The organism is Streptococcus sp. 2342 (assembly GCF_013276795.1).
Taxonomy (GTDB): Bacteria; Bacillota; Bacilli; order Lactobacillales; family Streptococcaceae; genus Streptococcus.
Genome location: NZ_VMLR01000012.1, coordinates 1 through 24,221, shown reverse-complemented (window position 1 = coordinate 24,221; position 24,221 = coordinate 1). Strand labels below are relative to the sequence as shown.

Annotated in this window: 26 protein-coding genes and 11 tRNA genes; 1 reads left to right on the top strand and 36 read right to left on the bottom strand. The window is 40.9% G+C overall.

The genetic code is table 11. The annotated features are described in order from the left end of the window. Nucleotides 1-11 precede the first annotated feature (11 nt). The 17 genes from HT689_RS08675 to tgt form a co-directional block, all read right to left on the bottom strand. Nucleotides 12-836 carry a membrane protein insertase YidC gene (locus HT689_RS08675; protein WP_261059677.1) on the bottom strand — a complete coding sequence of 275 codons (825 nt, stop codon included), beginning with the start codon at nucleotides 834-836 and terminating at the stop codon, nucleotides 12-14. Continuing rightward, nucleotides 811-1,182 (bottom strand): ribonuclease P protein component, encoded by a 372-nt coding sequence (gene rnpA / locus HT689_RS08670; RefSeq protein WP_173227087.1) that lies wholly within the window; start codon nucleotides 1,180-1,182, stop codon nucleotides 811-813. Before rnpA ends, HT689_RS08675 begins: the two co-directional genes overlap by 26 nt. A gap of 149 nt (nucleotides 1,183-1,331) precedes the next feature. After that, nucleotides 1,332-2,522 (bottom strand): acetate kinase, encoded by a 1,191-nt coding sequence (locus HT689_RS08665; protein ID WP_173227090.1) that lies wholly within the window; start codon nucleotides 2,520-2,522, stop codon nucleotides 1,332-1,334. Nucleotides 2,523-2,571: 49 nt separating this feature from the next. After that, nucleotides 2,572-3,525 carry a class I SAM-dependent methyltransferase gene (locus HT689_RS08660; protein ID WP_173227092.1) on the bottom strand — a complete coding sequence of 318 codons (954 nt, stop codon included), beginning with the start codon at nucleotides 3,523-3,525 and terminating at the stop codon, nucleotides 2,572-2,574. Between the two features lie 60 nt (nucleotides 3,526-3,585). Continuing rightward, a complete protein-coding gene (locus HT689_RS08655; protein WP_173227094.1) occupies nucleotides 3,586-4,173 on the bottom strand; it encodes a class I SAM-dependent methyltransferase in 588 nt (195 codons plus the stop codon). A gap of 32 nt (nucleotides 4,174-4,205) precedes the next feature. Next, nucleotides 4,206-4,619, bottom strand: a complete 414-nt coding sequence (comGG, locus tag HT689_RS08650; protein WP_057488050.1) for a competence type IV pilus minor pilin ComGG — start codon at nucleotides 4,617-4,619, stop codon at nucleotides 4,206-4,208. Further along, the gene (comGF, locus tag HT689_RS08645; protein WP_173227095.1) at nucleotides 4,597-5,058 is read right to left on the bottom strand and encodes a competence type IV pilus minor pilin ComGF; all 462 of its coding nucleotides are present in this window, start codon (nucleotides 5,056-5,058) and stop codon (nucleotides 4,597-4,599) included. Before comGF ends, comGG begins: the two co-directional genes overlap by 23 nt. Next, nucleotides 5,021-5,323 carry a competence type IV pilus minor pilin ComGE gene (gene comGE, locus HT689_RS08640; RefSeq protein ID WP_000413380.1) on the bottom strand — a complete coding sequence of 101 codons (303 nt, stop codon included), beginning with the start codon at nucleotides 5,321-5,323 and terminating at the stop codon, nucleotides 5,021-5,023. Before comGE ends, comGF begins: the two co-directional genes overlap by 38 nt. Then, nucleotides 5,286-5,720: a competence type IV pilus minor pilin ComGD gene (gene comGD, locus HT689_RS08635; RefSeq protein ID WP_050207886.1), complete on the bottom strand. Its 435-nt coding sequence runs from the start codon at nucleotides 5,718-5,720 to the stop codon at nucleotides 5,286-5,288. The genes comGE and comGD overlap by 38 nt, the downstream gene beginning before the upstream one ends. Beyond that, nucleotides 5,683-6,006 carry a comG operon protein ComGC gene (gene comGC, locus HT689_RS08630; RefSeq protein WP_166731555.1) on the bottom strand — a complete coding sequence of 108 codons (324 nt, stop codon included), beginning with the start codon at nucleotides 6,004-6,006 and terminating at the stop codon, nucleotides 5,683-5,685. Before comGC ends, comGD begins: the two co-directional genes overlap by 38 nt. 1 nt (nucleotide 6,007) lies before the next feature. Then, nucleotides 6,008-7,024, bottom strand: a complete 1,017-nt coding sequence (gene comGB, locus HT689_RS08625) for a competence type IV pilus assembly protein ComGB (RefSeq protein ID WP_173227125.1) — start codon at nucleotides 7,022-7,024, stop codon at nucleotides 6,008-6,010. Beyond that, a complete protein-coding gene (gene comGA, locus HT689_RS08620) occupies nucleotides 6,972-7,913 on the bottom strand; it encodes a competence type IV pilus ATPase ComGA (RefSeq protein WP_173227099.1) in 942 nt (313 codons plus the stop codon). Before comGA ends, comGB begins: the two co-directional genes overlap by 53 nt. A gap of 76 nt (nucleotides 7,914-7,989) precedes the next feature. Next, nucleotides 7,990-8,355, bottom strand: coding sequence for a DUF1033 family protein (locus HT689_RS08615; RefSeq protein WP_000286413.1), 366 nt, complete (start codon nucleotides 8,353-8,355; stop codon nucleotides 7,990-7,992). A 151-nt stretch (nucleotides 8,356-8,506) separates the two neighbouring features. Further along, nucleotides 8,507-9,565: a zinc-dependent alcohol dehydrogenase family protein gene (locus HT689_RS08610; RefSeq protein ID WP_000649461.1), complete on the bottom strand. Its 1,059-nt coding sequence runs from the start codon at nucleotides 9,563-9,565 to the stop codon at nucleotides 8,507-8,509. Nucleotides 9,566-9,727: 162 nt separating this feature from the next. Further along, entirely contained in the window at nucleotides 9,728-10,879 is a 1,152-nt protein-coding gene (gene nagA, locus HT689_RS08605; protein ID WP_173227101.1) for an N-acetylglucosamine-6-phosphate deacetylase, read from the bottom strand. 151 nt (nucleotides 10,880-11,030) lie between these two features. Then, a complete protein-coding gene (locus tag HT689_RS08600; protein WP_173227103.1) occupies nucleotides 11,031-12,848 on the bottom strand; it encodes an acyltransferase family protein in 1,818 nt (605 codons plus the stop codon). A 100-nt stretch (nucleotides 12,849-12,948) separates the two neighbouring features. Next, nucleotides 12,949-14,091 (bottom strand): tRNA guanosine(34) transglycosylase Tgt, encoded by a 1,143-nt coding sequence (gene tgt, locus HT689_RS08595; RefSeq protein WP_001285237.1) that lies wholly within the window; start codon nucleotides 14,089-14,091, stop codon nucleotides 12,949-12,951. 116 nt (nucleotides 14,092-14,207) lie between these two features. Between tgt and HT689_RS08590 the strand changes: the two genes are divergently transcribed. After that, complete coding sequence (locus HT689_RS08590) at nucleotides 14,208-15,065, top strand: DUF975 family protein (protein WP_173227105.1); 858 nt, start codon at nucleotides 14,208-14,210, stop codon at nucleotides 15,063-15,065. A gap of 25 nt (nucleotides 15,066-15,090) precedes the next feature. Here the strand turns inward: HT689_RS08590 and pcp are convergent, their stop codons facing one another. The 19 genes from pcp to HT689_RS08495 form a co-directional block, all read right to left on the bottom strand. Then, a complete protein-coding gene (gene pcp / locus HT689_RS08585) occupies nucleotides 15,091-15,735 on the bottom strand; it encodes a pyroglutamyl-peptidase I (protein WP_173227107.1) in 645 nt (214 codons plus the stop codon). A gap of 110 nt (nucleotides 15,736-15,845) precedes the next feature. Further along, nucleotides 15,846-16,208 carry a DUF1304 domain-containing protein gene (locus HT689_RS08580; RefSeq protein WP_173227109.1) on the bottom strand — a complete coding sequence of 121 codons (363 nt, stop codon included), beginning with the start codon at nucleotides 16,206-16,208 and terminating at the stop codon, nucleotides 15,846-15,848. 10 nt (nucleotides 16,209-16,218) lie between these two features. Continuing rightward, nucleotides 16,219-16,644, bottom strand: coding sequence for a MarR family winged helix-turn-helix transcriptional regulator (locus tag HT689_RS08575; RefSeq protein WP_173227111.1), 426 nt, complete (start codon nucleotides 16,642-16,644; stop codon nucleotides 16,219-16,221). A 319-nt stretch (nucleotides 16,645-16,963) separates the two neighbouring features. Beyond that, a complete protein-coding gene (locus HT689_RS08570) occupies nucleotides 16,964-18,127 on the bottom strand; it encodes a LysM domain-containing protein (protein ID WP_173227113.1) in 1,164 nt (387 codons plus the stop codon). A gap of 162 nt (nucleotides 18,128-18,289) precedes the next feature. After that, the gene (locus HT689_RS08565; RefSeq protein WP_173227115.1) at nucleotides 18,290-18,913 is read right to left on the bottom strand and encodes an HAD family hydrolase; all 624 of its coding nucleotides are present in this window, start codon (nucleotides 18,911-18,913) and stop codon (nucleotides 18,290-18,292) included. A 3-nt stretch (nucleotides 18,914-18,916) separates the two neighbouring features. Next, nucleotides 18,917-20,197, bottom strand: a complete 1,281-nt coding sequence (locus HT689_RS08560; RefSeq protein WP_173227117.1) for an MATE family efflux transporter — start codon at nucleotides 20,195-20,197, stop codon at nucleotides 18,917-18,919. 60 nt (nucleotides 20,198-20,257) lie between these two features. After that, nucleotides 20,258-21,742, bottom strand: coding sequence for a threonine synthase (thrC, locus tag HT689_RS08555; protein ID WP_173227119.1), 1,485 nt, complete (start codon nucleotides 21,740-21,742; stop codon nucleotides 20,258-20,260). Nucleotides 21,743-21,817: 75 nt separating this feature from the next. Further along, on the bottom strand, nucleotides 21,818-23,095 hold the full coding sequence (locus tag HT689_RS08550) for a gamma-glutamylcysteine synthetase (RefSeq protein ID WP_173227121.1): 1,278 nt from the start codon (nucleotides 23,093-23,095) through the stop codon (nucleotides 21,818-21,820). 103 nt (nucleotides 23,096-23,198) lie between these two features. Further along, nucleotides 23,199-23,282, bottom strand: a tRNA-Leu gene (locus HT689_RS08545). 9 nt (nucleotides 23,283-23,291) lie between these two features. Then, a tRNA-Gln gene (locus HT689_RS08540) sits at nucleotides 23,292-23,363 on the bottom strand. 13 nt (nucleotides 23,364-23,376) lie between these two features. Then, nucleotides 23,377-23,449, bottom strand: a tRNA-His gene (locus tag HT689_RS08535). Nucleotides 23,450-23,463: 14 nt separating this feature from the next. Next, a tRNA-Trp gene (locus HT689_RS08530) sits at nucleotides 23,464-23,534 on the bottom strand. Nucleotides 23,535-23,538: 4 nt separating this feature from the next. Continuing rightward, nucleotides 23,539-23,619: transfer RNA gene (locus HT689_RS08525), tRNA-Tyr, on the bottom strand. Between the two features lie 12 nt (nucleotides 23,620-23,631). Continuing rightward, a tRNA-Phe gene (locus HT689_RS08520) sits at nucleotides 23,632-23,704 on the bottom strand. A 3-nt stretch (nucleotides 23,705-23,707) separates the two neighbouring features. Then, nucleotides 23,708-23,781 (bottom strand) — tRNA-Met (locus HT689_RS08515). A 10-nt stretch (nucleotides 23,782-23,791) separates the two neighbouring features. Then, a tRNA-Ser gene (locus HT689_RS08510) sits at nucleotides 23,792-23,881 on the bottom strand. Nucleotides 23,882-23,963: 82 nt separating this feature from the next. Continuing rightward, a tRNA-Ile gene (locus tag HT689_RS08505) sits at nucleotides 23,964-24,037 on the bottom strand. Nucleotides 24,038-24,071: 34 nt separating this feature from the next. After that, a tRNA-Gly gene (locus HT689_RS08500) sits at nucleotides 24,072-24,142 on the bottom strand. A gap of 5 nt (nucleotides 24,143-24,147) precedes the next feature. Then, nucleotides 24,148-24,220: transfer RNA gene (locus HT689_RS08495), tRNA-Val, on the bottom strand. Nucleotide 24,221: the final 1 nt, after the last annotated feature.

Below are 24,221 nucleotides of genomic sequence, written 5' to 3'. Positions count from 1 at the left end.
ATTCCTCCTTATTATTTCGTTTTCTGAGCCTTTTTCTTGGCTTTTCTTTTTCTATTTTCCAAATCTTTCTGTGCCTGAACTACCGCCTCTCGCTCTGCGATAATCTTGAATGGATTATTCAAGAAATAGGTTTGCAAGACTTGATAAGCATTAGACACTGTCCAGTATAGGGCGACTCCACCTGGCGCATAAACTGCAAAGATAAAAATCAAGACCGGAATACCGTACATCATCGCAGTCGTAGCTCCATTACGCTCAGACAAGGCTTTGTTGGACAGCCAAGTACTTAAAAAGGTGAATACTGCTGCTAAAATCGGAAGAACAAGGGTTGTATCCACACCACCAAGGTTAATCCATAAGAAATGACCTGTCTTTAAAAAGTCAACTCTTGATAGAGCTTGGAACAAGGCCAAGATAACCGGCATCTGAATCAAAATCGGCCAAAGAGAATCTGACTGTCTGACACCCATTTCTTTAAAGACTTTACGCATTTCTTGCTCTAGCTTGGTTCTGCTTTCCATATCTCGGCCTGGATATTGTTCTCGCAGCGCCTTAATGCGTGGTTGAGCTTCCTGCATTTTTCTAGAAGCCACCATTTGCACTTGAAAGACTGGCAAGAGCACCGTACGAATCAAGACCGTAAAGAGAATAATCCCCACTCCGATACTGATATCAAACGATAAAAAGCGAATGATTTCCGCAAAGAAGTAAACAAATTTACTCCAAAAATCAGCCGATTCGGCTGTAATATCGCTAGTTGTCCCATTTGTTGCACAGGCTGTCATGATAAATAGGGACAGACCTAACAAACTAGTCAGCTGTAGTTTCTTTTTCACTCCCATTTCCTTCCTGGTAAATCTTTGATAACTTTAATACGTGGAGTAGATTTTTCTCCATCTCTGCGTATTCCAAGGTTTCAACCCCTTTTCGAGCAATGACAACAAAGTCTACATCTTCTACCAGACTCCCTTTTGCATTCTGGATAATATGTCTAATTCGTCGCTTGATTTGATTTCTAGTGACGGCATTCCCCAGTTTTTTGCTAACTGATAGACCTACTCGAAAATGGTTTTTCTGGTTTTCTAATTGGTAGACAACAAATTTGCGATTGGCAAAACTTGTCCCTTCCTTGAAAATTGCCTTAAAATCTTTCTCTCTTTTTACACGAAAGTTTTTCTTCAAAACTCAACTCCATCTATTAAATTACTACTATTATACCATATTTTTCAAAAAAGCCAATCATAGCAAGGTTTTGGACAATTTCATCAGAAAAAGAAGCTGGAAAAATCTCTTTCCCAACTTCTTGTACGGAATATTTTTACTAGTTTTGCTTATTTTTTCAAGCGTTCAACGTCACGGGCAATGACCAATTCTTCATCAGTTGGAATAACCAAAACACGGATCTTCGCTGCCTCTGTTGAGATGTCTCCTGTCACACCAAAGACGTTCTTTTCTGGATCAACATCACAGCCAAACCAAGAGATACCTGAGATAACATCTTCACGTACATCGGTTGCATTTTCACCAACACCTGCTGTGAAAACAATGGCATCTGCTCCGTTTAGTACTGCAAGGTACTGACCGATATGTTTTTGGATACGATCAATATAGATTTCATAGGCCAAGGTAGCATCATGATCTCCTGCTTCTTTCGCAGCAATCACATCACGCATATCACTAGATTTACCTGAGACACCCATAAGCCCTGATTCACGATTAAGGACGCGACTAATGTCTTCAGGCGTGTTAAAGTCCTCTGTATATTGCATTAAATAAGGAATAATAGCTGGGTCAATATCTCCTGTACGTGTTCCCATCATCACACCACCAAGTGGAGTGAATCCCATTGAAGTATCGACAGATTGACCACCCTTAACAGCTGTAATAGAAGCACCATTACCGATGTGGCAAGTAATCAATTTCAAGTCTTCTAATGGACGGCCCAAGAGTTTTGCAGCTTCTCCTGCTACAAACTGGTGACTTGTACCGTGGGCACCATATTTACGAACCTTGTTTTCTGTGTAATATTTTGTTGGTAGAGGGTAGCGATAAGCTTTCTCTGGCATACTTGTGTGGAATGAAGTATCAAAAACAACTACACTGGTAATGTCTGGCAACAATTCCTTGAAGGCACGAACACCTGCTGCATTGGCTGGATTGTGGAGAGGAGCCAATAAGCTCAACTCTTCAACTTTTTCTAAAACATCCCCCTCAACAACTGTTGATTCTTTGAAATATTCTCCACCGGCAACAACACGGTGTCCAACACCTGTAATCTCATCATAAGCCTTGATAATGTCGAAACGAATCAAGTCATCCAATAAAATTTTAACAGCTTGTGTGTGATTTTCGATATCCAAAATTTGTTGTTCAGAACGGCCGTCAAATTTTACAGTTGAAATTGAATCTTTCAAACCGATACGTTCAATCAAACCTTTCGCCAATACTTTTTCTTCTGGCATTAAGTATAATTGCCATTTCAAACTTGAACTTCCCGCATTGATTGCAATTGTTTTTGTCATAACATGATACCCCTTTTAAGCGTTTTCATCTATTATAACAAAATCTATTTTATATTTCAGTACCTTGAGTCCATTTTTGAAAATTTTCTTTAAATTTCATTAAAACACTTGCATCTTGTAAGCTAGCAAGTGGATAAATAAAAGGCTCTACTGCTATTTCATTTTTCTTCTGTAGGATAAAAATAGTCTTAGATTGTTTAGCATTAGCAAAGAGATTTTCAGGCAGACTGATCATGGCAACCAGACTTGCCTCCTCTTTCAACCAGCCTTTCAACAAATCACTTTGAGGACTGGTCAACAAATCACTCGGTGCTAGAAAAATAGCGTATCCGTCTGACTTGAGGTACTTAAGTCCTTGTTCCATGAGCAAGTGATGGGCGTAGGTATGTTCTTGGCTAGAAGCAACTTGATGGCGCGACGCAACGGCATCATCAGGATAATAGCCAACAGGCAAGTCGCTGATGACCACGTCGCTTTCTTTGAGCATTTGTGGACGAACGGCATCTCCTTGGACAAAACCAGCCTGCAAACCAATTACATCTGCCATGCTAGCTGCCAAATCAATCAGCAAATCATCCACTTCCATTCCCAAGTAATCCACCTTTTTATCAAGCGAGGTCAAGAAAGTAGCACCTAGAATTCCCATCCCAGAACCCATTTCGAGGATCGTAATCTCCTCCTCTTTAAACAACTCTTCCACAATAAACACCAAAAGTAAAGCAATGGCATCTGGTGTAAACTGGTGATTGGCCTGTAGGGGCTCTGTCTGCCCAGCCTTCATCAAGAGAAACTGGTAGGTCTTGAGCCATTCTTCTTTGCGTAGTGCTAAACGCTTAAGAGCCTGATTGTTCTCCTTGACCTGATTTAGCTCAGTCTCGCCATCCAGATAGATGCTATTTTGCTCCACTAAGGCGTCATAAAAGTTGGTCGCCAAATCACTTTGGATGACTTGGACATTCTCTAGTAAATAGGTATAAGCTTGTTCAATTTTTTCAAAATCCATATTCCTATCTTATCAAATTTCCCTTCTTTTTTCCATCCTTATAGAAAAATCACTCCCTGACTAGGCGAGTGATTTTTGGGCTACTGTTAAAAAGAGTTCTGAGTAATTTCCTTGAAACAGGTCTTCAGCGCTATAGAGTATCTGACTATGTACAGATGAAAAACCAAACTGGGCTAGCTTGTTTTCCAGTTCAACCAATTCAAATCCATGATGGTTAGCTTCTGTCTTGGTAAAATCAGCAAGTAGGAGTTGTCCATCTTCCTTCAAATGTTGATGAAACAGTGAGAGAGTCGCATCCAAATCAGGCATATGGTGAAGAACCCGACTAACAACAATGCAATCAAACTCTTGCTCCAAGGGATTTTCCAGTAAATCTTGCTCCAAAAACTGGATATTCTTGATGTCTTGCTGCTCCGCTTTCAAGCGAGCTTGCTCCAGCATTTTCTCCGAAATATCCACCAGTGTTACAGATTGAGTTTGTTTGGCCAGAGGCAAGGCTAATAGCCCAGTCCCTCCACCGAAATCCAAAATTTCTTTGTCTGATAGAAGATCAATCTGTTTCTCGACTGCTTGACAAACCAAGTTTGCAAGGAAGATATTTTTAGGTGAATCAAAAGTTTCTGCTTTGTGGTTAAAATCATGTTTCATATCTTTAGTTTAGCACAAAGTAGCTTGATTGGCTAGAAATTCTCTTTCTTTTCAGGCTTCTCTTCTGATTTTTTCTTCTCCACTTTTTCGCTTGAATCGGTCGCTACCTCTTCCTTTTTATCTCTTTTCTCTTCTTTAATTTTGACGGAAGGAAAGATAAATTCATATTGGCTCTTAGGCGTACGAACCGTCGTCACCAAGTTTGTTTTCTTATTTTGATAACTCACCTGACCCAGATTAAAGGCCTGTTCCCCACTTTCTTGCTCAACCTTATCTTTGGTTCGCTTGGCCATGGCAAAAGCAACCAACTTTTCTTTATTTAAAGCATAGTCTTGATAGTGGGCGACTTGTCGATTCAAGTAAAATTGTAACAAAAGACTAAAGATGGCTGCCATAGTGACTGCATAGATGAGAACACCTGCCTTAACTTTTTTCTTTTTCCACACGATAGATAAATTCCCTTTCTAAGCCTTTTTGGAACTGGAAACGAAAGCGAACCACTTGATTGTCCTCTGTAATCTGTGCGGATTTGAGGCCATAAACCATCGGCTGATAACCCCGTCCACTGGCATCTGTTTTACGAAAATCGTCTGACTTGGACTTACCGATAGCGATGTCCTTGCCATCTTGCTTCATATAAATGCGATTGCCTTCCACTTTTTCAAACTGCGAACAGTCTAATTCTGCCTCCAACTGGTCCACAAACAAGAGCCACTCTTTTTGCTCGCTTTGTTGCTGGTAGCGAACTTCTGAAATGAGGAGCTGACTCATGGCTTGAAAGAGAAGTAAACTTCCACTGATGACAACCAGGGCAATCAGGGATTCTAACAGGGTAAAAGCCTTGACCTTATGGCTCTTTGATAGCCAACAACTGTTCTGAACCATGATAAACCTCCAATCCCTTTTCACTAGAAAACACCTGAATCTCAACTCCATTTATGTTTACCTGATTTTGACCTGTCTGCAAGGCCATCTTAGCTACCCTCAAGACTTCTTCCTTTTGCAAGATTTTTGCTTCTTCTTGCCTATTCTTTTGAATTTGTCCCAAAAGGAGGGTCGCAATGCTGGCAAAGATAGCTAGAGCGACTACTGCTTCCAGTAAAATCACTGCCCTAATTTTTTGTTTCCTTAATGCGTTTAATTTTTCCATTTCCTAAATATAATTGATAGCGAATCGCTCCTTTACTGGTCTGAAATTCAACCTTAGCCAGAGACGAATTGCCTCCAGCTCGGTCAAATGTAATACTTTGGTCTGATGGTGCCTGAATCCCTTTGGGGACTATCAACTTTTGACTGCCATTGCTAATCGTCTGCCCATCTAAGTTCAGACTAGTCTTTTGCTGACTGGCTACACTGCGTTTTTGAGTTTCCCGATAAAGTTCTTCAAACTCCATAAAGAAAATCTGCTCCTCTACCGCCGCAAAAGTAGACTGGACAGAGCCTGACAAACCCAAGGCAAGGATACTCACAAGTCCCAAAACCAAGAGACTTTCAAGCATGGTAAAGGCCTTAATCCGCGACCGTTTGAGTCTTATTTTGTTTTTCATGATATTCTTTATAAGCTTTAGCCTGTTCTTCTGTGATTCTCCCATCTGCTTGTAACTTACTTAGGCTAGCATCTTCATTTTTTTCCAAACTATAAAGCTCTGCCTGGCTTTCCACCACCTTAACAACAGCAGCTTTTCCTTTGTCGTTGACTGCTTCTTTTTGCTTGGTCAGATTAGGTACAAAGAGCAAGAGAAGCACACTGATGATGAGCAAGACCACCAACATCTCTACAAGTGTGAAAGCTTTAACCTTAGCTTTTTTCAAGAATGTCATCATTTTTTTCATTTTAAAAATTTACCTCCATATTTTGATACATGGGCATGAGCATTGCCGCATAAAGTAAAACGATAATCAGAGCCACAAAGATAAAGACCAGTGGCTGCACCAGATTCATGGTGCGATTGACTCGGGTAAAAAAGGCTTCCCAAGTTTTTTCAGCATAGATTTCCAACTCACTCCCCAGCTTAGACTTGACTTCCCCATACTCGATGATGAGATTCAACTCCTTTTTAAAGAAAGTATAGGTTCCTATAGTCTGAGAAAATTCCTGACCATTTTGTAGGGCTTGAGCCAAATCTCGACCGATTTCTTTAAAGAGTTGGGAACCTTGTTCCTGCATGATCTGAAAAATCTGCATCAGCTCCATTCCCTGCGAAATCATATTCCCCCATTCACGCGCATAATAGGCTGTCAAATAGGTCTGCACAAATATTCCAAAGAAAGGAATGCGTGCTAGGATAGAAAAAACTCGCATCTTAGAACTTCTTTTATAAAAAGTTAGTGCTAAAAGGGCAAGTATGGAAACAAACCCTACCATTCCTAGAAAAATTTGTGGCAGATTGCCGATAATTTGGGTGGCAATATTGCTACTATCCAGTTGTGGTAGTAGGTAGTTCCGTAGCCCCAGCATAATTAAGAGAAGAAATCCCAGCAAAATCAAAGGATAGGTCGCTACTTCAATTAATTTTTTCTTGACCTTGGTCAGATTGTCCAGATATTCTTCTATCTTTCCCAAACTCAGGTGAAGATTGCCATGGACTTCCGCTAGGGATAACTGAGTGACAATAGCACTTGAAAATCCCAAACTTTCCATCATTTCTGAGAATGATTTCCCCTGAGACAAGCCCGTGCGCATCTGAGTCACACACTGCTTGTCCAACAAAGCACTCCTATCTAAAAAGGAAATGGTCTCCACCAGATGAAAACCACTGGAAAAGAGATTGTTAAACAAGGTGATGATATTTTTTTGCTTAGCTGTAGCTAATTTTTTCCGTTTCAGCCTGAAGACTTGTGATATGTCCATCTTCAAGAAGCTGGTCAATCTGCTCATTCCAGCTAGTTGGCTGGTGTTCTTGATAGCCTTTGTTCGCAAAGTCAACGATTCCTCCTCCCCCGATTAATCTCTGATAGCAGACTCCCTGCAGAACGACTGCTAATTCCTCCTCACTCACACCCAACTCCAGCAGGCGCTCATAAACACCTCGAATACTCTTGGCGTGAATGGTTGAAAAGACTGTCGCCCCTGTCAAACTAGCTCTGACCACTGCACGCGCCGTTTCGCTGTCACGAATTTCTCCGATAATCAAGAGATCAGGACGATGCCGTAGGGAAAGCTTAATCAGATTTTCATAGGTCAGTCCGATTGCTTCATTTAGCTGTAACTGGAGCATGTTGTCCTGCTTGATTTCGACAGGATCTTCAATGGACATAACTTGCTGTCCTTTAAAGAGAGATTTAGCCAATTCATGCATCAAGGTTGTCTTGCCACTGCCGACTGGGCCAGCAAAAAGATAAAGTCCCCGTTGCCTGTACTGCTTGCCCAATTCATCAATATCCTGAAACCAAAAATGCAAATCCTGCTCCTCATCATGCAACAAACGAATAACTAAACTCTCATGCCCTCTATAATCGCCTACAGTAGATAGACGTAGAGACGCCATCTTCTGGTCATAGGCATAATCACAGGAACCAAGTTGACTACGTCTCTTTTCTCCAACATTCATACCCGCCACAAACTTAAAGTGACTGATGACGGCCGCAAATTTTTCAAAATCATAACAACCGATTTTACAGCGCTCGTCTCCTACCCTCATATGAAGCTCATAGGCGTCTAACTTGGGGACAAAATAAATGTCTTGCGCTCCTTTTTTCCGGGCTGAACGAATGATTTCTTGTGCAATTTCTTGAACCATACTTACCTCCTCACCTATACTATTCGCAAAGATTTGGAAAAATAAAAAAAGCAACTCCCAAAAAGTTACTTTTTCTCTATTTTAATTTCATACGGCAAGAACGGTGCCTTTCCTTACCTGTTTGTTTTTCATAGCCTGGACGTAATTTTTCATCTGGAATAACCTGCTCATCCTGCAAAAGAGCCAAAGAATGGTATTGTTGTAAATACTCGTCACATTCATCACACCAACGTTGGTCTTCTGGATCCCAAAAAATAGTCATCAAGTCACTTCTACTTTTATAAAGAGGGGATTCTTGTTCCAATCTAAACCAGCAAGTTTTGTAGTATTTGAGAGCATCATAATACTGGTCAAATTTTCTACTTGCTACAATATCTTCTTCCCAACCTTCTAAGAACCACCAAGGTTCAAAATCTCCGTACATTTCTATAACACGATACATATTCATTCATTCCTTTGTACCGTATATTATAACCAATTCCGCCAAACAAGGAAAGAAATATGCTCATTTCTTAATTTTTTTGATAAAAAATCCAGCCATCTGATGGATGACTGAATTTCTATTTGCTTATGTTCCAAAATCTTTTTACTACCTAGGCTTCAGAAATATCGTTTTCGATGATGACCTTAATTGCATGGTGGTCTGCTGCCTTACTGAAGACTTCATAGGCTTTTTCAATTTCACTTAGTTTGAAATAGTGAGTTACCAATTTTTCTGGTTCAATCTTATGACTTTCAAGAGCTTTCAACAATTGTGGAGTTGTATTTGTAGATACCAAACCAGTTGTTACATTGATGTTGCGAATCCAAAGTTTATCCAAATCGAATTCGACTGGTTTACCATGTACACCACAGTTGGCAACTGTTCCGTCTACACCGATAATCTTTTGACAGAAATCAAATGTTGCAGGAATACCAACAGCTTCGATAGCGACATCCACACCACGACCATCTGTCAAATCATAAATTTCCTTAATGGCTTTTTCAGGGTCTGAAGAATTAACCTTGTGAGTCGCACCAAATGATACAGCAGTTTCCAAGCGGTTATCATCTAGGTCTACCATAATCAATTTAGCTGGTGAGTAGAATTGAGCTGTCAAGAGAGCAGCCAATCCAACAGGTCCTGAACCAATAATCGCTACGCTGCAACCAGGTTCTACTTTCCCTTTTAAGACACCAATTTCATATCCAGTAGGTAGAATGTCTGATAGCATAACCAAGGCTTCATCTGACAAATCTTCTGGAGTATGGTAAAGAGTATTATCTGCATGAGGGACACGTAGATATTCAGCCTGCATACCATCAATTAAGTGACCGAAAATCCAGCCCCCTTCGTCTTCACAGTGGGCATAAATTCCTTTTTTACAGTAGTAGCATTTACCACAGGCACAGACACAAGAAATCAAGACTTTGTCGCCTTTTTTGAAATTAGAAACTCCTTCTCCAACTTCTTCAACAATCCCAATCCCTTCGTGACCAAGAATGGTACCACTTTGGCAAGCAGGGACATCCCCTTTGATAATATGGAGGTCTGTTCCACAAATAGTGGTTTTTACGATACGCACAATAGCGTCTGTTGGCTTGCGAATCACTGGTTTGTCAACATCAACAAAAGAAGCAAGTCCAGGTTTAACATAAGTATAGGCTTTCATAAAGCACTCCTCCGTTTTTTTATTTGTATTATTTATAATATAATTGTAAGCCTTTTCATTTACTTGTTCAAGTTATTTTGTGATTTTTTTAACTTTTTTATTTACCAGTAAAGTACCATACATAAAAAAGCAGAAGCTAGTCTCTAACTTCTGCCTTCTCTCTTATGCTTGATATCGTTTCACACCATCTAGATAGGTTGCTACCAATTCCAAATCTTTATCTAATACAATAAAGTCAGCGTCATAGCCTTCACGGATTTGTCCACAAACATCGTCAATATTAACAGATTTTGCTGGGTTAAGGCTAGCCATCATGACCGCTTCGTGTGGATTTGCAATACCCCACTCGACTACATTTCTCATACCATCTTTAAGTTTGAGGATAGAACCTGCCAAATTACCAGTAGATTTGAGACGTGCAGTTCCATTTGCTACTACAACAGGGAATTCTCCCAACATATAGTCACCGTCTTCAAGCCCACCAGCTGTCATACAGTCCGTAATAAGAGCGATGTTTTCTGTCCCCTTTTGCTTAAGTAAAATCTCACAAGCTTTTGGATCTACGTGATAACCATCACAAATCAATTCTGCGTAAGTATGTGGGAGCTCATACATAGCTCCTACCATACCGAGTTCGCGGTGTGTTAAACCACGCATCCCATTATAGGCATGTACCCATACACTAGCTCCAGCATCAACTGCCTTCTTAGCTTGTTCAAATGTCGCATCTGAGTGTCCAAGTGCAACTGTCACACCCTCACCTGTAATAGTACGTACAAAATCTTCCACCCCATCACGTTCTGGTGCAATAGCGATTTTATTTAGCATCCCTTTTGCAGCATCCTGCCAAGAATGAAACTCCTCAACACCCGGGTCTCTCATATAAGTTGGATTTTGTGCCCCCTTAAAAGTTTCTGTGAAATATGGACCTTCATAATAAATCCCACGAATCTTAGCACCTGTTGCTTCTTTATAATGGTTTCCAAGATTTTCAGTGACTGCAAGCAATTGCTCATAAGTGGCTGTTAAAGTTGTGGGCAAGAAACTGGTAACACCGGTACTAAGAAGTCCTTCACTCATAGTGTGCAATGTACCTTCAATGTTGTTGTCCATCACATCTACACCTGCATATCCATGAATATGAGTATCCACAAGACCTGGTGCAATGCTATAACCAGTATAGTCAAGAACCTCTGCTCCTTCAGGAATTTGATCCACATGTTTCCCAAATTTACCATCAATAAGTTCTAAGTACCCACCACGACGAATGCCAAATGGATAGAAAAACTGATCCGCTTTAACGTAATTAGGCATAATAATGACCTCCTTAAAAGATTACTTTTGATATTTATTATGTCAATTACATTATAAACTTTTCTGATTCATTTGTAAATGGTATAGACCTATTTTCTAGAGATATTTTAAAAGAGCTGGATTTCTCCAACTCTTCTCTTTTTAATACAAGTTATTTTGATTTGACCGGCTTGTCTTGAGCTGTTTGCAAGGCTGTGGCAATGGTCTCTGCATACAATTTAGCTCCGGCTTCAATTTTACTAGTGTCACTTCCGAAATGGACTTGGTCTGTTCCTGCCCAGATTTCTGGATGTTCCTTAGCAACTTGATTCCAATCAGCAATGGTGATATAAGGAGTCTTCTCTGCCAATTCTCTCATGTAGGTAGCAGCCTTCTCAACGATTGCATAGGTCTCTTTTGTTTTATCTCCTTCATAAGGTGTCACCAAAATCATATGGTGTCCCTTAGGAAGATTTTTCACGATACTATCCCAATCTTCCTTGTAATTTTCAGGATTATTTACCCCAGTCGCAATGACCACCACCTTTGGTAGAAATTTATTCTGGCTATTGTTGAGCATGATTTCATTGGCGGTCTTGGTTGTTCTGCTGACCTGCGCGTTAATCTGTGCTCCAGGAAGGGCTGTCTGTAGGGCTGTATTTGCCCTTAAAGCCACCGAGTCACCAATTAACATAGTGCCATCAGCAATCCCCAAACTATTTGCATCTGCCCGTTCTGTCATCACCTTGGTTTGGCTAATATTTGTTGCAGCTTGCTTCAAACCATTGACAGTCAAATCTGTCTCAAAAGCTCCCACTTGTGGTGCCAACAAAGTCACTAAGAAGACAATGAAGGCTAAGATTCCTGTACTTGTTGCAAGAATTGCGTGAATATAAGGCAGGGGACGAAGAGTTTGTAAAACAGGTGTGTTCTTGCCTGCAATCCAAGGTTCCAATACATAAAATGAAAGACTGGCAAATCCATAAGAACAAATCAAAGTCAGTAACACAGCAAAAAGATTTGAGGTCAACTGTGAGAAAATGATATAAAAAGGCCAATGGAAGAGATAAACTGCATAGCTAGTATCTGCTAAAAAGCTGATAATCTTTGGCTCCTGCATGTTAGGAGTCTTTTCATGTAAGACACGCGCCACCAGAATCATAGCAAGGGCTGCAAGACTGGCAAGCAAGAAGCCCATAAGATAAGCAAAGAGATAGGTAAATTTGACAAAGAAGGTCAAAATGAGTAAGAAGCCAAAACCTCCTGCAAAAATCAACAGGGTCTTTCGTAAATCCCAGATTTTATCCAACTGCTTAACTAGGGAAGTCGTCTGACGAACGCCTACGATAGTTGCTAACACACTTCCCAAAAAGAATGGATAGACATGAGTTAAACTGGAGAAATAAACAGAGGAATAAGAGGTCACTAGAAAACTACCAATAAACATGGAGAAGAAGCTAATTAAAAAGGCAGCAGCTGATAAGAGAAAAACCATCCCCTTCAACTGACCATTGGATTTAGCCTGTTTGGATAAGAACCAAACTGCCAATCCCCATAGAATATAGTAGTGAACCTCAACTGCCAAACTCCAATTATGAACAAACAAATGGGGAATAAACTGAGATTCATAACTCCCACCTGTTAGGAGTTCATAGAAGTTGGTCATAAAGCCTAAAACACCCGCAATCTGACCCCCAATTCCAGCCACATAATCTTGCCGAACTAGAAAAGTAAAGGGCATGGTTACCAAGACCATCAAAACCACAGGTGGCACAATCCGATAAAAACGTCTCCTAAAAAATCCTATCAAGTCAATCTCGTGATTTTTAGAAAATTCTTCGATAAGTAGAGCCGTAATCAGAAAGCCTGAAAATGTGAAAAAGACATCCACCCCGAAAAATCCTCCAGGAAAGATGGTCTGAAAGAAGTGATATAAGAGTACCAGTAGTAAACCAGTAATCCTAATCAAGGAAAACCATTTAATGCGCATACGAGTTTATTCTCCCTTTCATTATACACTTTATTCTATCAAAAAAAGAAGAAAAATCCCAAGAGAAAACTTAGGATTTTTAGCTTATATCAATTCCATTTTAGAAATTACGGCCTGACTTATTGTAGCCATATTTTTCCACAAAATACTCACGGAATTCCAAGAGATTGTCATCCATAATGGCTTGTCGAACTTGCTTCATCAGGTTAAGCAAGAAGTAAAGATTGTGGTAGCTAGTCAAGCGGATACCAAAGGTTTCATCAGCCTTGAGCAGGTGACGAAGATAAGCGCGTGTATAGTTCTTACATGTGTAGCAATCACATTCAGGATCCAGTGGTGTAAAGTCCTCAGCAAACTGGGCATTTTTGACAACCAAACGTCCCTGACTGGTCATACAAGTCCCATTACGAGCGATACGAGTCGGTAAAACACAGTCAAACATATCTACACCACGAATCACCCCATCAATCAAGCTATCTGGCGCTCCGACACCCATCAAATAGCGAGGTTTGTTTTCAGGCAGCAGTTGAGTTGTAAAGTCCAAGACAGCATTCATCTCTTCGTGGGTTTCTCCCACTGCCAAGCCACCGATAGAGTAGCCTGGAAAATCCATGCTGACAAGGTCATGAGCTGATTGGCGACGCAGGTCTTCAAATCCAGCCCCCTGCACAATTCCAAACAAGCCTTGGTCATGTGGACGACGATGAGCTTTCAAACCACGCTCAGCCCAACGGCTGGTACGCTCGATTGATTTCTTAACGTAGTCGTATGGTTGATAAAACTGAGGACATTCATCAAAAGACATCATGATGTCTGAACCCAGATTGTTCTGAATAGAGATGGCTTTTTCTGGTGATAGGAACATCTTAGAACCATTGAGATGGTTTTTAAAGGTTACCCCTTCTTCTGTGATATTGCGACTATCTGCTAGAGAATAGACCTGGAAACCACCACTATCTGTCAAAATAGGCTGGTCCCAGTTCATAAACTTATGAAGACCGCCTGCGCGTGCGATGAGTTCATCTCCAGGGCGAAGCCAGAGATGATAGGTGTTTGATAGGATAATTCCCGAACCCATCTCCTTCAATTCTTCAGGTGACTGAGTTTTGACAGTGGCTTGAGTTCCAACTGGCATAAACATAGGCGTCGGGAAGGTACCGTGGGGAGTGATGATTTCTCCCAGACGAGCTCCTGTGTGTTTTTCTTTCTTAATCAAACGATATTTGATTGGTGAATCTGACATTTTTTACCTCCGAAGCTGGGAAAGACAGTCCCAGTTCATACTTTGTGCCCAAGGGCATACTGTATGATTTTATCAAAAAAAGCCGGAACTGTCACGAACTATGGTATAATGAGAGAATGAAATACCCAAAAATTGATTTAAAAACCATTCGTCTGCAGGCCAGACAATTTCAGGCTGAAAATCCCCGCCTCTTTCTCGTCTATCTCTTACCTAGCATGCTGGTCATCTTGTCTGGCTTCCTCAATCCCTTAGAGCGCATTAACGAGAGTGTTTTAGAACAACCCTTTTTAAGCGTGTTTGGCCATGTATTCCAAGCCTACCTTTTTCCGCTATTAGTCTCCTTTATCGGAGCTATTCTTCTAACCAGTTCAGTCTATACAACCCTAAAACTCATCAAGAATCCAGATACAGAACTATCCGTCAAAAATAGTCTTACTCTCTTTAACGAAGTACACTTTTCACAGACCTTTTTGACTCTACTTCTCAAACGTTTCTATCTCTTCTTATGGAGCATTCCTAGTTTGCTTGGGATTTACCTCCCTTTTTACAGTAGCTTTCTAGCAAAGAAATTCGTTGCAATCCATCCTGAATTTCCCAATCTAGATCTCTCGTCAGTTGAAACGGAGCGTTTCCTCATGACCTTTGGTCTCTATTTTCTAGCAAGTATCCTCTTGATGATTGTCGGAAATAGTCTCTATATTCCACAATACTATGCTTATTCACAGGTAGAATTTCTCCTCTGTGACACCCTAGACTTAGGACAAGCTAAACCAGGGCAAATACTTAAAACCAGCCGTTTCTTAATGAAAGGTTACAAATTTCAGCGCTTTGTCCTAGACTTACAACTCCTTCCTTGGTATTTCCTCAATTGGATTACCTTTGGAATTGCTAGTTTCTCACTCCTACCCTACATTCAAATCAATAAAATAATTTTTTACCGAGCAGTATTGGCTCGAAAACGTCCAAAAGCTTGAAGGTTTTCCCTCAAGCTTTTTTCTATCAATGAATTTCTCCGCCTACCAACTTGAGATCCTGATCTCCATGTTCGATAATGGCGCCGATTGCTGCTTCTATCCCTCGCCTAATATCCACTAAACTCATAGCTGGAGTGGTCGGTCGATTCACCACCTGTTCCATCATATAAGGAATATGCATAAAACCTGCCTTAACATGTGGAAATTTATTTTCTACCAAATAGAGTGCCTGATACATCAAATGATTGCAGACAAAAGTCCCTGCAGTATTGGAAACAGAGGCCGGCAAGCCCTCTTTTTTTATAGCTTGAACCATCGCTTTAATCGGCAGACTACTAAAGTAGGCCGGAGCACCGTCTGGGCGAATGGGAAGGTCAATCGGTTGATTACCCTCATTATCAGGAATCCGTGCATCATCTTGATTAATAGCTACTCGCTCAGGTGTCAAGCTAGATCTTCCACCCGCTTGCCCGATACAAAGGACAAAGTCCGGTTGATAGCGGTTCATCTCTTCTTCCAATACTTGGGCCGATTTGTGAAAGACTGTCGGTACTTCTAGCCAACGAACCTCAGCACCATGGATTTCAGCTGGTAAACCTTTAATAGCCTCCAAAGCTGGATTGACCTTTTCCCCTCCAAAGGGCTCAAAACCTGTCACTAATACTTTCATTTCTAACTCCTCAAAACCAATTCAATGAGACTTTTTCTTAAATCAAGTATAACATATTTCCCTTATTCTGGAGTGAAAAGGACTAGAGAGACTAAGATTGACCTTTGAACTTATTTAAAGAGTAAAATACTGATCAAGGCCAAAATAGCTGGTCCGCCTTGCTTTAAAATAATTTTTTTATCTGCTGTGAGAGAGCCATAAGCCGCCGCTCCAATCACAAATAAAACAAAAATAGTCACAATTTCTAAATTCTGTGAGAAATAAATTCCATACAAGAGAAAGACTCCTAGCAAAGCATTATAAATCCCTTGATTTTTAAACAATGAAGTTACTGACGGACGAGCCAGTTCTTCCTTGTCCATGTTAAAGACACGACTAGTCGCATCTGATTGCGTTGCAATACTTTCCAAATAAAAAATGTAAAAATGCTCCAAAGCAACGATTGTTGCTAAAATGATTGTAATAATTGACATCTATTTCTCCTTAAATTTCTATATTTTCAATGCCCAAAACCAATTTATTTAATAAACGGCTGAGTTCTGTTCTTTCAGACTCTGTTAAGATACTTTCCATCTCTTCCTTAACCTTGATATGTTTCAGAGGGGGATTCACCACTAACTGCTCCTTGGCATACTTCGTAGCCTCTACCAACACTTCTCGCTGATTTTCAGGATTACGATGACGCTCCACTAAACCTTCCTTTTCCAGAATTTTGAAATGTCGGGTCAAAGCAGCCTGATCAATCTTCAAACGCTCCTGAACTCCCATTTGATTACAGGGAGAATTCTCCAGCAAAAACAGTAAAATCTGATACCGTGTCAAACTAATCCCAAGTCTTTTTTCAAACAATTGCGTACTCGCTTGCTCAGACAAGCGGAGTTGATACAGTAAATCTTGAATCTCTATCATTTCTTTCTCCTTTCTATTGATTCATCAATACTTGACTAATCAATTATAATATAAAGTAAAATAGATTGCAAGAATGTTGCTTAACTCATTACAAGATGGTAACTTTCCATTTTCCATTCATATTGATACTCAATGAAAATCAAAGAGCAAACTAGGAAGCTAGCCGTAGGTTGCTCAAAGCACAGCTTTGAGGTTGTAGTTAAAACTGACGTGGTTTGAAGAGATTTTCGAAGAGTATGACAAAGAAAAAACGAACGAGACTCGCTTCCTATCACGAAAGCTATATCTCATTCGTCAAAATGATATTACAAAGTCTGGTTTATCCATTCATTGAAACGTGAACGTGGTCATAGTGGTTTTCTGTCACGCTACCACGGTCTGGCATTGGGTTCCAAGTATTAGCTGGTCCATATTTGCTATCGAATGGAGCATAGAAACGTTGTTTCCAGATGATATAACTAATACCACGGCTAGCCATATTTTGAATAGCGTATTCCGCAATCTTATCCCCTAGTTCTGAGCTTTCTGGCACCATAAAATCGATAGCCAAACCTTTTCCATGATCTCCACTGTCTCCTGGACGGTAACCACTAAAGGATGTGATGCCAAACAAGTTGGCAATTTCTTCTTTAAAGGCAGCTGTTTGTGGTTGAAGGCCTGCATTTTCAGATTTCGCTACTGCAAGTCCAGCATAATCGGGCGCTGCTGGAGCTGTGTAAGTTGTTGAAATTATTTTCGTCTCTTCTGGTTGATAAGTAGAAACTGTTGGTGCAGCTTCACTTGACGAGACTTCTTTTTCTTCTACTGGAGTTGTAGTTGTTTCTACCGTTGATTCAGCTTGAGGGCCTGTTTGTATTTCCTGCTTCTCAGCTAGAGTCGCTGCTCGAGGAGCTTCTTCTGCAATTGCACTGCTTGTTTCGGCTGTTTGCTCCTCTGAAACAGAAGTTCCTGTAGATAGCACGACTTCTTCTGAAGCAGTCACTGTCTCTGTAACTTCTGAACTTGTTGCTACTTCTTTTGTACTTGTAGTTTCTACCGCTTTTGGAGTTTCTGCAATCGGTTGAGAAAGATCTGCAACTTGAACAGTTTGATCATCAACGGTTACTTGATTAGTTGTCAAATCTGCTGTCGCAGTTGTCACTTCCTCACTAGAATCTGCTTGAGGAGTTTGGATTTCAACTTCCGTTACTTCTTCTGCTTCATTGACAGTCGTTGTCAAAACAGTTTCTGGGAAAATCAAGTCCATATTCGTGATTTTATTCAAATTCGCAAGAACTGTGACATCTACACCCAAGGCTTCTGCAATGGTGCTTAAAGTATCACCATACTGAACTGTATAACTTGTTTTGTTGTCCGTTTTAGTCAAATCGTTTTGGATTTGCTCAACACTACGTGCAGTCCAAAGAACTTCTTCTGCTTGAGTTACCAATACTGGGGCAAATGACAAAGCTACTGTTGAAGCTAATAATATTCTTTTCTTCATTCTTTCAAATTCCTTTCAAATGAGTACCTGTCTATCATAACACAAAAAGAGCAGAAAAAAAGCCCTCTCGGGCCTATTTAACAGAACTGTCTATTCCTTGTAACAAACTCAGTTACTTGAAATAGTTTGTTAGGTCTCTGTCACAAAACTGACACAATCTTTTTATCGCTCAACCTTAAAAAAACGGGAAATATCTGCTAACGCTTGAATCCTGTGATTGCCTTCATAAGACGACTCTAAAAAGTTAAGACTTTGAATCCCACTATTCTGGGCAAATTCCACATCCAGAGTCCGATCCCCTATATAATAGGTTTTCTCAGGATCCAACTGATACTTGTCTAACAGATAGGTAGCCGCTTCCGGATTAGGCTTGCGTGCAAAGCCACTCTGACTGGTTAGAATCTCTGTAAAATAAGATTCCAAACCCAAGTCTCTGAGAATGGTAAGAGCATTGTCTCCCTTATGAGTGTAAACAAACTGCTGAATTCCTGATTCCTCTGCCCAAGCTAGCACATCACGCGCACCTGGCATTAAGACTACCTGAGCATTCTTCTCAGCCAGACTCTGAGCACGCACCTGATTTAGCACTTCCACATCCAGTTTTCTCTCTTCCGCCACCTGCACAAGCAAATCCTGCACCGAATACTTGAGGATAAACTCTCTCACCTGCTCCTTATCATAAGGAATAGAAAACTGAGCAAAAGTTTCCTCAATCCCTGACAAAATTGCTTCGTAAGAGTCCAATAAAGTCCCGTCTAAATCCCAAATAAAAGCTGTTTTTTGCATTTCCTATCCTTTCAATCTCATATAGCGCTGGTAACGATAGCGTAGAAATAACCAGCGAAAACCATTATCCAAAAGGGTTCCGGCCCAAATACCGGGCAAGCCCCAACCAAGCACAATCCCCATCAGATATCCTGTTCCAATGCGGATACACCACATTCCTATACTTGTCGCATAAAAGGGAAGCCGAGCATTGCCCAAACCCTGCCAGACTGCTGTATAGATGACTGTTCCTATCGTCATAGGAGTACCAAGTAGTGAAAACAGTGTCACTAGGACACTAGCCTCAACCGCTAGAGGATCAGTTGTATAGAGATGAGTGAGTGGTATACCCAAAGCATAGATACTGAAGGTCAAGGGTAACATGAGGACCAGAGAGAGCCAAAAGGTTTGCTTGCTCAAACTAGCGACTCTTTTCCAATCATCTTCTCCAACCGCTCGAGCCACTTGTATGACTGTTGCTGTAGCCACACCAAAGGCAGGCATATAGTTAAACTGGGTCAAGACTTCTCCGACTGCATTCCCAGCCACTGCCTCTGTTCCAAAAGAAACGACCAAGGCAATGATAACGACATCACCAGCCCGCATCATGAGACGTTCTCCAGCTGCTGGTAAAGCCAAGGTCAACAGTTCCTTATCTAAACCAAAAGTTGGCTTCGCATAAGGCAGTTTTAATTGTGACCATAAAATCACAAGACCTACCAAACGAGACAGAATTGTCCCCCAAGCAACACCAGCTATTCCCATATCAAGAACAAAAATAGCTAGACTTGAAAAAAGAATATTCAAGGCATTTGACAAGAGACTAACATAAAGAGGTAAACGTGGGTTATGCGTTGCACGAATCAAGGCTCCCAGACTAGTCATCAACCCCAAGAGAACAATCGACCCTCCTACCAAAGATAAGTAGAGTCCACCACTCTCAGCTACATCTCTCTCCGTCCCCAAAAGTCCTATCATCTCTTTCCCAGCGAAGATGGACAAAGCTCCTAAAAGGAAACTTAATAGTAAGGTAATCTTCAAGGCCTCAGTCACATGATAGGCTAGCTTAGACTGATCCTTCTGCCCCAAACTTTTTGAAATAACACTGGAAATAGCAGCTCCCAGAGCGATGAAAATCGCCTGATAAATCGTAATAATATTACCAGCTACTGATACACCCGAAATAGCTATCAAGCCCAAGTGGGCTACCAGATAACTGTCCACCATCCCCATGAGCATCTGCAAAAAGTTTTCGCCCATAGCTGGCAAGGCAATATTAAGAATGTCTTTATTTTTCTTAAACAATCCTTCCTCCTGATGAAAAGAAACTCAGTTGGTTTCCCAACCGAGTTTACTCCCTCTGTCTTAAAGTCCTAGATAAGCCTCAACCGCTGCTTGCATATCAGCAGCTGCCACTGTTGTCTTGTGACGAACTGGAGCTGTTTCAAGGCCATCAACCGCTGGTGGCACTGCCACTCCTGAAATGTCATGTAATTGAGCCAAGGCTTCAAAGTCAGTTAAGCCTGCTTTTCCTGTTACCGCTTCTACTGCAACTACTGGGAACTTGTATGGACTAGCTGTTGAAGCAATCACTGTCTTAGTCGCATCGCCAGTAGCAGCTTGGTATTTCTTATAAACTGCTGAGGCAACCGCCGTATGTGGATCCTCGATATAAGAATCTGACTCATAAACACGCTTGATTTCTACCGCTGTTTCTTCCTCAGTCGCATATTCTGCTGCAAAGAGTTCAAGAATCTCTTCATCAAAATTAGTCAACTCATATTGACCTTGGCTATTCAAAGCATTCATGAGTTCTGCTGTCTTAACCGCATCATTACCCAAAAGATGGAAAATCAAACGTTCCAAGTTTGAAGATACCAAAATATCCATAGATGGACTAGTTGTTACCTTAAACTCACGCTTCTTGTCGTAAACACGTGTCTTGAAGAAATCTGTCAAAACATTGTTGTCATTTGAAGCACAGATTAATTTACCAACTGGCAGACCAATTTGCTTAGCATAAAAGGCAGCCAAGATATTTCCAAAGTTTCCTGTTGGTACGGTAAAGTTGACCTTATCACCAGACACAATCTCACCAGTCTTGACCAACTGAGCGTAAGCATAAACATAGTAGACAATTTGTGGCACCAAACGGCCAATATTCATAGAGTTAGCCGATGAAAATTGCAACTTGTTGGCCGCTAATCTTTCACGAAGAGCCACATCGTTAAACATATGCTTGACGTTAGTTTGCGCATCATCAAAGTTACCATCAATAGCGATAACATGAGTATTGTCGCCAGTCTGAGTGGTCATTTGCAACTCTTGTACCTTGCTGACACCATCCTTTGGATAAAAGACGATAATCTCAGTACCAGGAACATCCGCAAACCCTGCCATAGCAGCTTTCCCAGTATCACCAGATGTCGCTGTTAAGATGACAATCTTGTTCTCCAAACCATGCTTCTTAGCAGCTGTTGTCATAAAGTATGGCAAAATAGACAAGGCCATATCCTTAAAAGCAATTGTTGAACCATGGAAGAGTTCCAAATTGTATTGTCCATCTAATTTCACTAATGGTGCGATAGCTGGAGTATCAAACTTGCTATCGTAGGCATTATTGATACAGTAGTCCAACTCTTCAGCTGTAAAGTCATCTAAAAATGCTGACAAAACAAGCTTAGCAACTTCCTGATAAGAAGCATCTTTCAATTTGTCAAAGTCCAAATCTACTTTTGGATAAGTAAGCGGTGTAAATAAACCGCCGTCCGTCGCCAAACCTTGCAAAATAGCTTGGCTGGCAGTTACTGTATTGTTGGCATCACGCGTTGATTGATAAACTAATGTCATTACTCTCTATCCTTTATCTATAGTCTTTTCCATTATATCATGATTTTTCAGAAAATTCTCCCCTTATAAGAGAAATTATAGGCTCAATTCTTCTTTCAAAGGCTGTAAGTAGGTCATTTCTTGCTTATTTCTCATCTTCAGACCTTCCTCAGCTAACAGAAGTAAGTCTTTGGAAATTTCAATAATCGCAGTTTCTTCCTCATCTGTAAGCTTCTTCTTAGAAAATTGTCGTCTTAAAAACTTATAATTTCGTCCAAATTCTTTAAAGAAAGGTGCTGTTTCTAAGTAAGCTTCTAACTTATCTAAATTAACTAATAATCCCAAGTGAAAGGCGGCAGAAGCGAAGGTTTTATCTAGAGGCTGAGTACACACACTACGAAACTCAACTGTTCCGCGAGTCGTTAAGTCCTGGTATTGATAACTACGATGGGTTTCAAAATCCTTCTCTTGAGGATAAATAAGCACCTCATCCCCATTAAGTGCATATGCTTGGATTTCAGGCGTAGCCAAATAGTCCCTTGCCTGAATCGGATAAAAATAATAGGTTTGTTCATCACGTTCCGCAGTAAAAATCGCAGAATGATTTAGATAGGCAAAAAAATCCTCCTCATCATCAAAGAGTCTAGCATTGACACCGACATTCTCTGGATAGATGCCATGCATCGATTCTTCCCAGAAAATATCCCTTGCAATTTTCGTATCCCAATCAGCACCCGAAAACTCAGAGTTTGCAAATAAATAAGCCTTAGCTGCTTCAATTTGGGTAAAAGCATTAATCACCCGTAGGTAGTTAGACTTTGAAACATCCAGCTGGACCTGACTCCCGCAGATAAAAGCACCATATTCAGGGAAATGATGTAAGTCTGATTTAGTAATATTTCTACTCAAATTCAAATAATCCATCAACATCTGATAGCGTGGATAAGCCACTGGACAATTCTCATTTTTATCCCAGTCAGGATGAATACCACAGCCAACAATAGCATGGTTTGATTCAGCTAACTTTTTCTGAATTACATCCATATAATTGTTGAAACGATTTTCGATCTCTTGAATCGTTTCAGCCTTGCCAAATGCAAACTCAATCGTAGTATAGGAAACTTCAAATAAAATAGCATCCTGACTTACTGGATCTACTAACTGGATAGGATTCCCAAAATCATCTACCTTTTCGATAGTAAAATCAAAAGAAGAAACTAAATATCGGAATAAGTGCTTGGTAACTTCAACATCTGTAGCAGCTCCTTCCAAGTTTACAACAGGATATTCCAGCTCAATCCCGACAAACAATTCAGGATTTTCTTTAATATTTTTCAAATATCGATGTTTTAATAAATCGATAGAACGAGACATACTTCCCTACACTTTCATAATCTAAATAAATTTTGAATAACTATTATACCAAAAATAATATAAAAAGGAACGAAGATTTACAACGTTCCTTAATGCTATACTATACCGGCGGCCGGGGTCGAACCGGCACGTCCTTGCGGACACTGGATTTTGAGTCCAGCGCGTCTGCCAATTCCGCCACGCCGGCAAATAGTAACTGGGGTAGCTGGATTCGAACCAACGCATGAGGGAGTCAAAGTCCCTTGCCTTACCGCTTGGCTATACCCCAATAATATAAAATAGGCGAGTGATGGGGATCGAACCCACGCATGCCAGAGCCACAATCTGGTGTGTTAACCACTTCACCACACCCGCCATAATTCTATTAACACGGGCAGTAGGAATTGAACCCACACTGAAGGTTTTGGAGACCTTAGTTCTACCTTTAAACTATGCCCGTAAAATGGAAGGGGAGGGATTCGAACCCCCGAACCCGAAGGAGCGGATTTACAGTCCGCCGCGTTTAGCCTCTTCGCTACCCTTCCAAAATATATAAATGGCGCGAGACGGAATCGAACCGCCGACACATGGAGCTTCAATCCATTGCTCTACCAACTGAGCTACCGAGCCTTATTGCGGGAGCAGGATTTGAACCTACGACCTTCGGGTTATGAGCCCGACGAGCTACCGAGCTGCTCCATCCCGCGCTAATACAAAAGGAGGATGTGGGATTCGAACCCACGCACGCTTTTACACGCCTGACGGTTTTCAAGACCGTTCCCTTCAGCCGGACTTGGGTAATCCTCCAAAATAGTTTATACGGGAATAAACCCGTGTCCTCTTAGCGAACAGATAATATTACAATTCTCTAGTAATGGACTAAACACTATGGGCACGAGTGGACTCGAACCACCGACCTCACGCTTATCAGGCGTGCGCTCTAACCACCTGAGCTACGCGCCCAAGTCAAAAACTTGGTACAAAGAACAAAGTTCAAAGCGGGTGACGAGAATCGAACTCGCGACAACAGCTTGGAAGGCTGTAGTTTTACCACTAAACTACACCCGCTAAAATGGGAGTTAACGGGATCGAACCGCTGACCCTCTGCTTGTAAGGCAGATGCTCTCCCAGCTGAGCTAAACTCCCT

Bases quoted from the DNA above. Each gene is read 5' to 3' on its own strand.
- HT689_RS08665 (WP_173227090.1), bottom strand. From the start codon at position 2,522: ATGACAAAAACAATTGCAATCAATGCGGGAAGTTCAAGTTTGAAATGG.
- HT689_RS08600 (WP_173227103.1), bottom strand. From the start codon at position 12,848: ATGCGCATTAAATGGTTTTCCTTGATTAGGATTACTGGTTTACTACTG.
- comGB (WP_173227125.1), bottom strand. From the start codon at position 7,024: ATGGACATATCACAAGTCTTCAGGCTGAAACGGAAAAAATTAGCTACA.
- tgt (WP_001285237.1), bottom strand. From the start codon at position 14,091: ATGTCAGATTCACCAATCAAATATCGTTTGATTAAGAAAGAAAAACAC.
- HT689_RS08580 (WP_173227109.1), bottom strand. From the start codon at position 16,208: ATGTCAATTATTACAATCATTTTAGCAACAATCGTTGCTTTGGAGCAT.
- pcp (WP_173227107.1), bottom strand. From the start codon at position 15,735: ATGAAAGTATTAGTGACAGGTTTTGAGCCCTTTGGAGGGGAAAAGGTC.
- thrC (WP_173227119.1), bottom strand. From the start codon at position 21,742: ATGACATTAGTTTATCAATCAACGCGTGATGCCAACAATACAGTAACT.
- comGC (WP_166731555.1), bottom strand. From the start codon at position 6,006: ATGAAAAAAATGATGACATTCTTGAAAAAAGCTAAGGTTAAAGCTTTC.
- comGA (WP_173227099.1), bottom strand. From the start codon at position 7,913: ATGGTTCAAGAAATTGCACAAGAAATCATTCGTTCAGCCCGGAAAAAA.
- nagA (WP_173227101.1), bottom strand. From the start codon at position 10,879: ATGCCTAATTACGTTAAAGCGGATCAGTTTTTCTATCCATTTGGCATT.
- comGF (WP_173227095.1), bottom strand. From the start codon at position 5,058: ATGGTTCAGAACAGTTGTTGGCTATCAAAGAGCCATAAGGTCAAGGCT.
- HT689_RS08550 (WP_173227121.1), bottom strand. From the start codon at position 23,095: ATGTCTCGTTCTATCGATTTATTAAAACATCGATATTTGAAAAATATT.
- comGE (WP_000413380.1), bottom strand. From the start codon at position 5,323: ATGGAAAAATTAAACGCATTAAGGAAACAAAAAATTAGGGCAGTGATT.
- HT689_RS08575 (WP_173227111.1), bottom strand. From the start codon at position 16,644: ATGATAGAGATTCAAGATTTACTGTATCAACTCCGCTTGTCTGAGCAA.
- HT689_RS08655 (WP_173227094.1), bottom strand. From the start codon at position 4,173: ATGAAACATGATTTTAACCACAAAGCAGAAACTTTTGATTCACCTAAA.
- HT689_RS08565 (WP_173227115.1), bottom strand. From the start codon at position 18,913: ATGCAAAAAACAGCTTTTATTTGGGATTTAGACGGGACTTTATTGGAC.
- HT689_RS08570 (WP_173227113.1), bottom strand. From the start codon at position 18,127: ATGAAGAAAAGAATATTATTAGCTTCAACAGTAGCTTTGTCATTTGCC.
- HT689_RS08590 (WP_173227105.1), top strand. From the start codon at position 14,208: ATGAAATACCCAAAAATTGATTTAAAAACCATTCGTCTGCAGGCCAGA.
- HT689_RS08615 (WP_000286413.1), bottom strand. From the start codon at position 8,355: ATGTATCGTGTTATAGAAATGTACGGAGATTTTGAACCTTGGTGGTTC.
- HT689_RS08610 (WP_000649461.1), bottom strand. From the start codon at position 9,565: ATGAAAGCCTATACTTATGTTAAACCTGGACTTGCTTCTTTTGTTGAT.
- HT689_RS08660 (WP_173227092.1), bottom strand. From the start codon at position 3,525: ATGGATTTTGAAAAAATTGAACAAGCTTATACCTATTTACTAGAGAAT.
- comGD (WP_050207886.1), bottom strand. From the start codon at position 5,720: ATGAAAAACAAAATAAGACTCAAACGGTCGCGGATTAAGGCCTTTACC.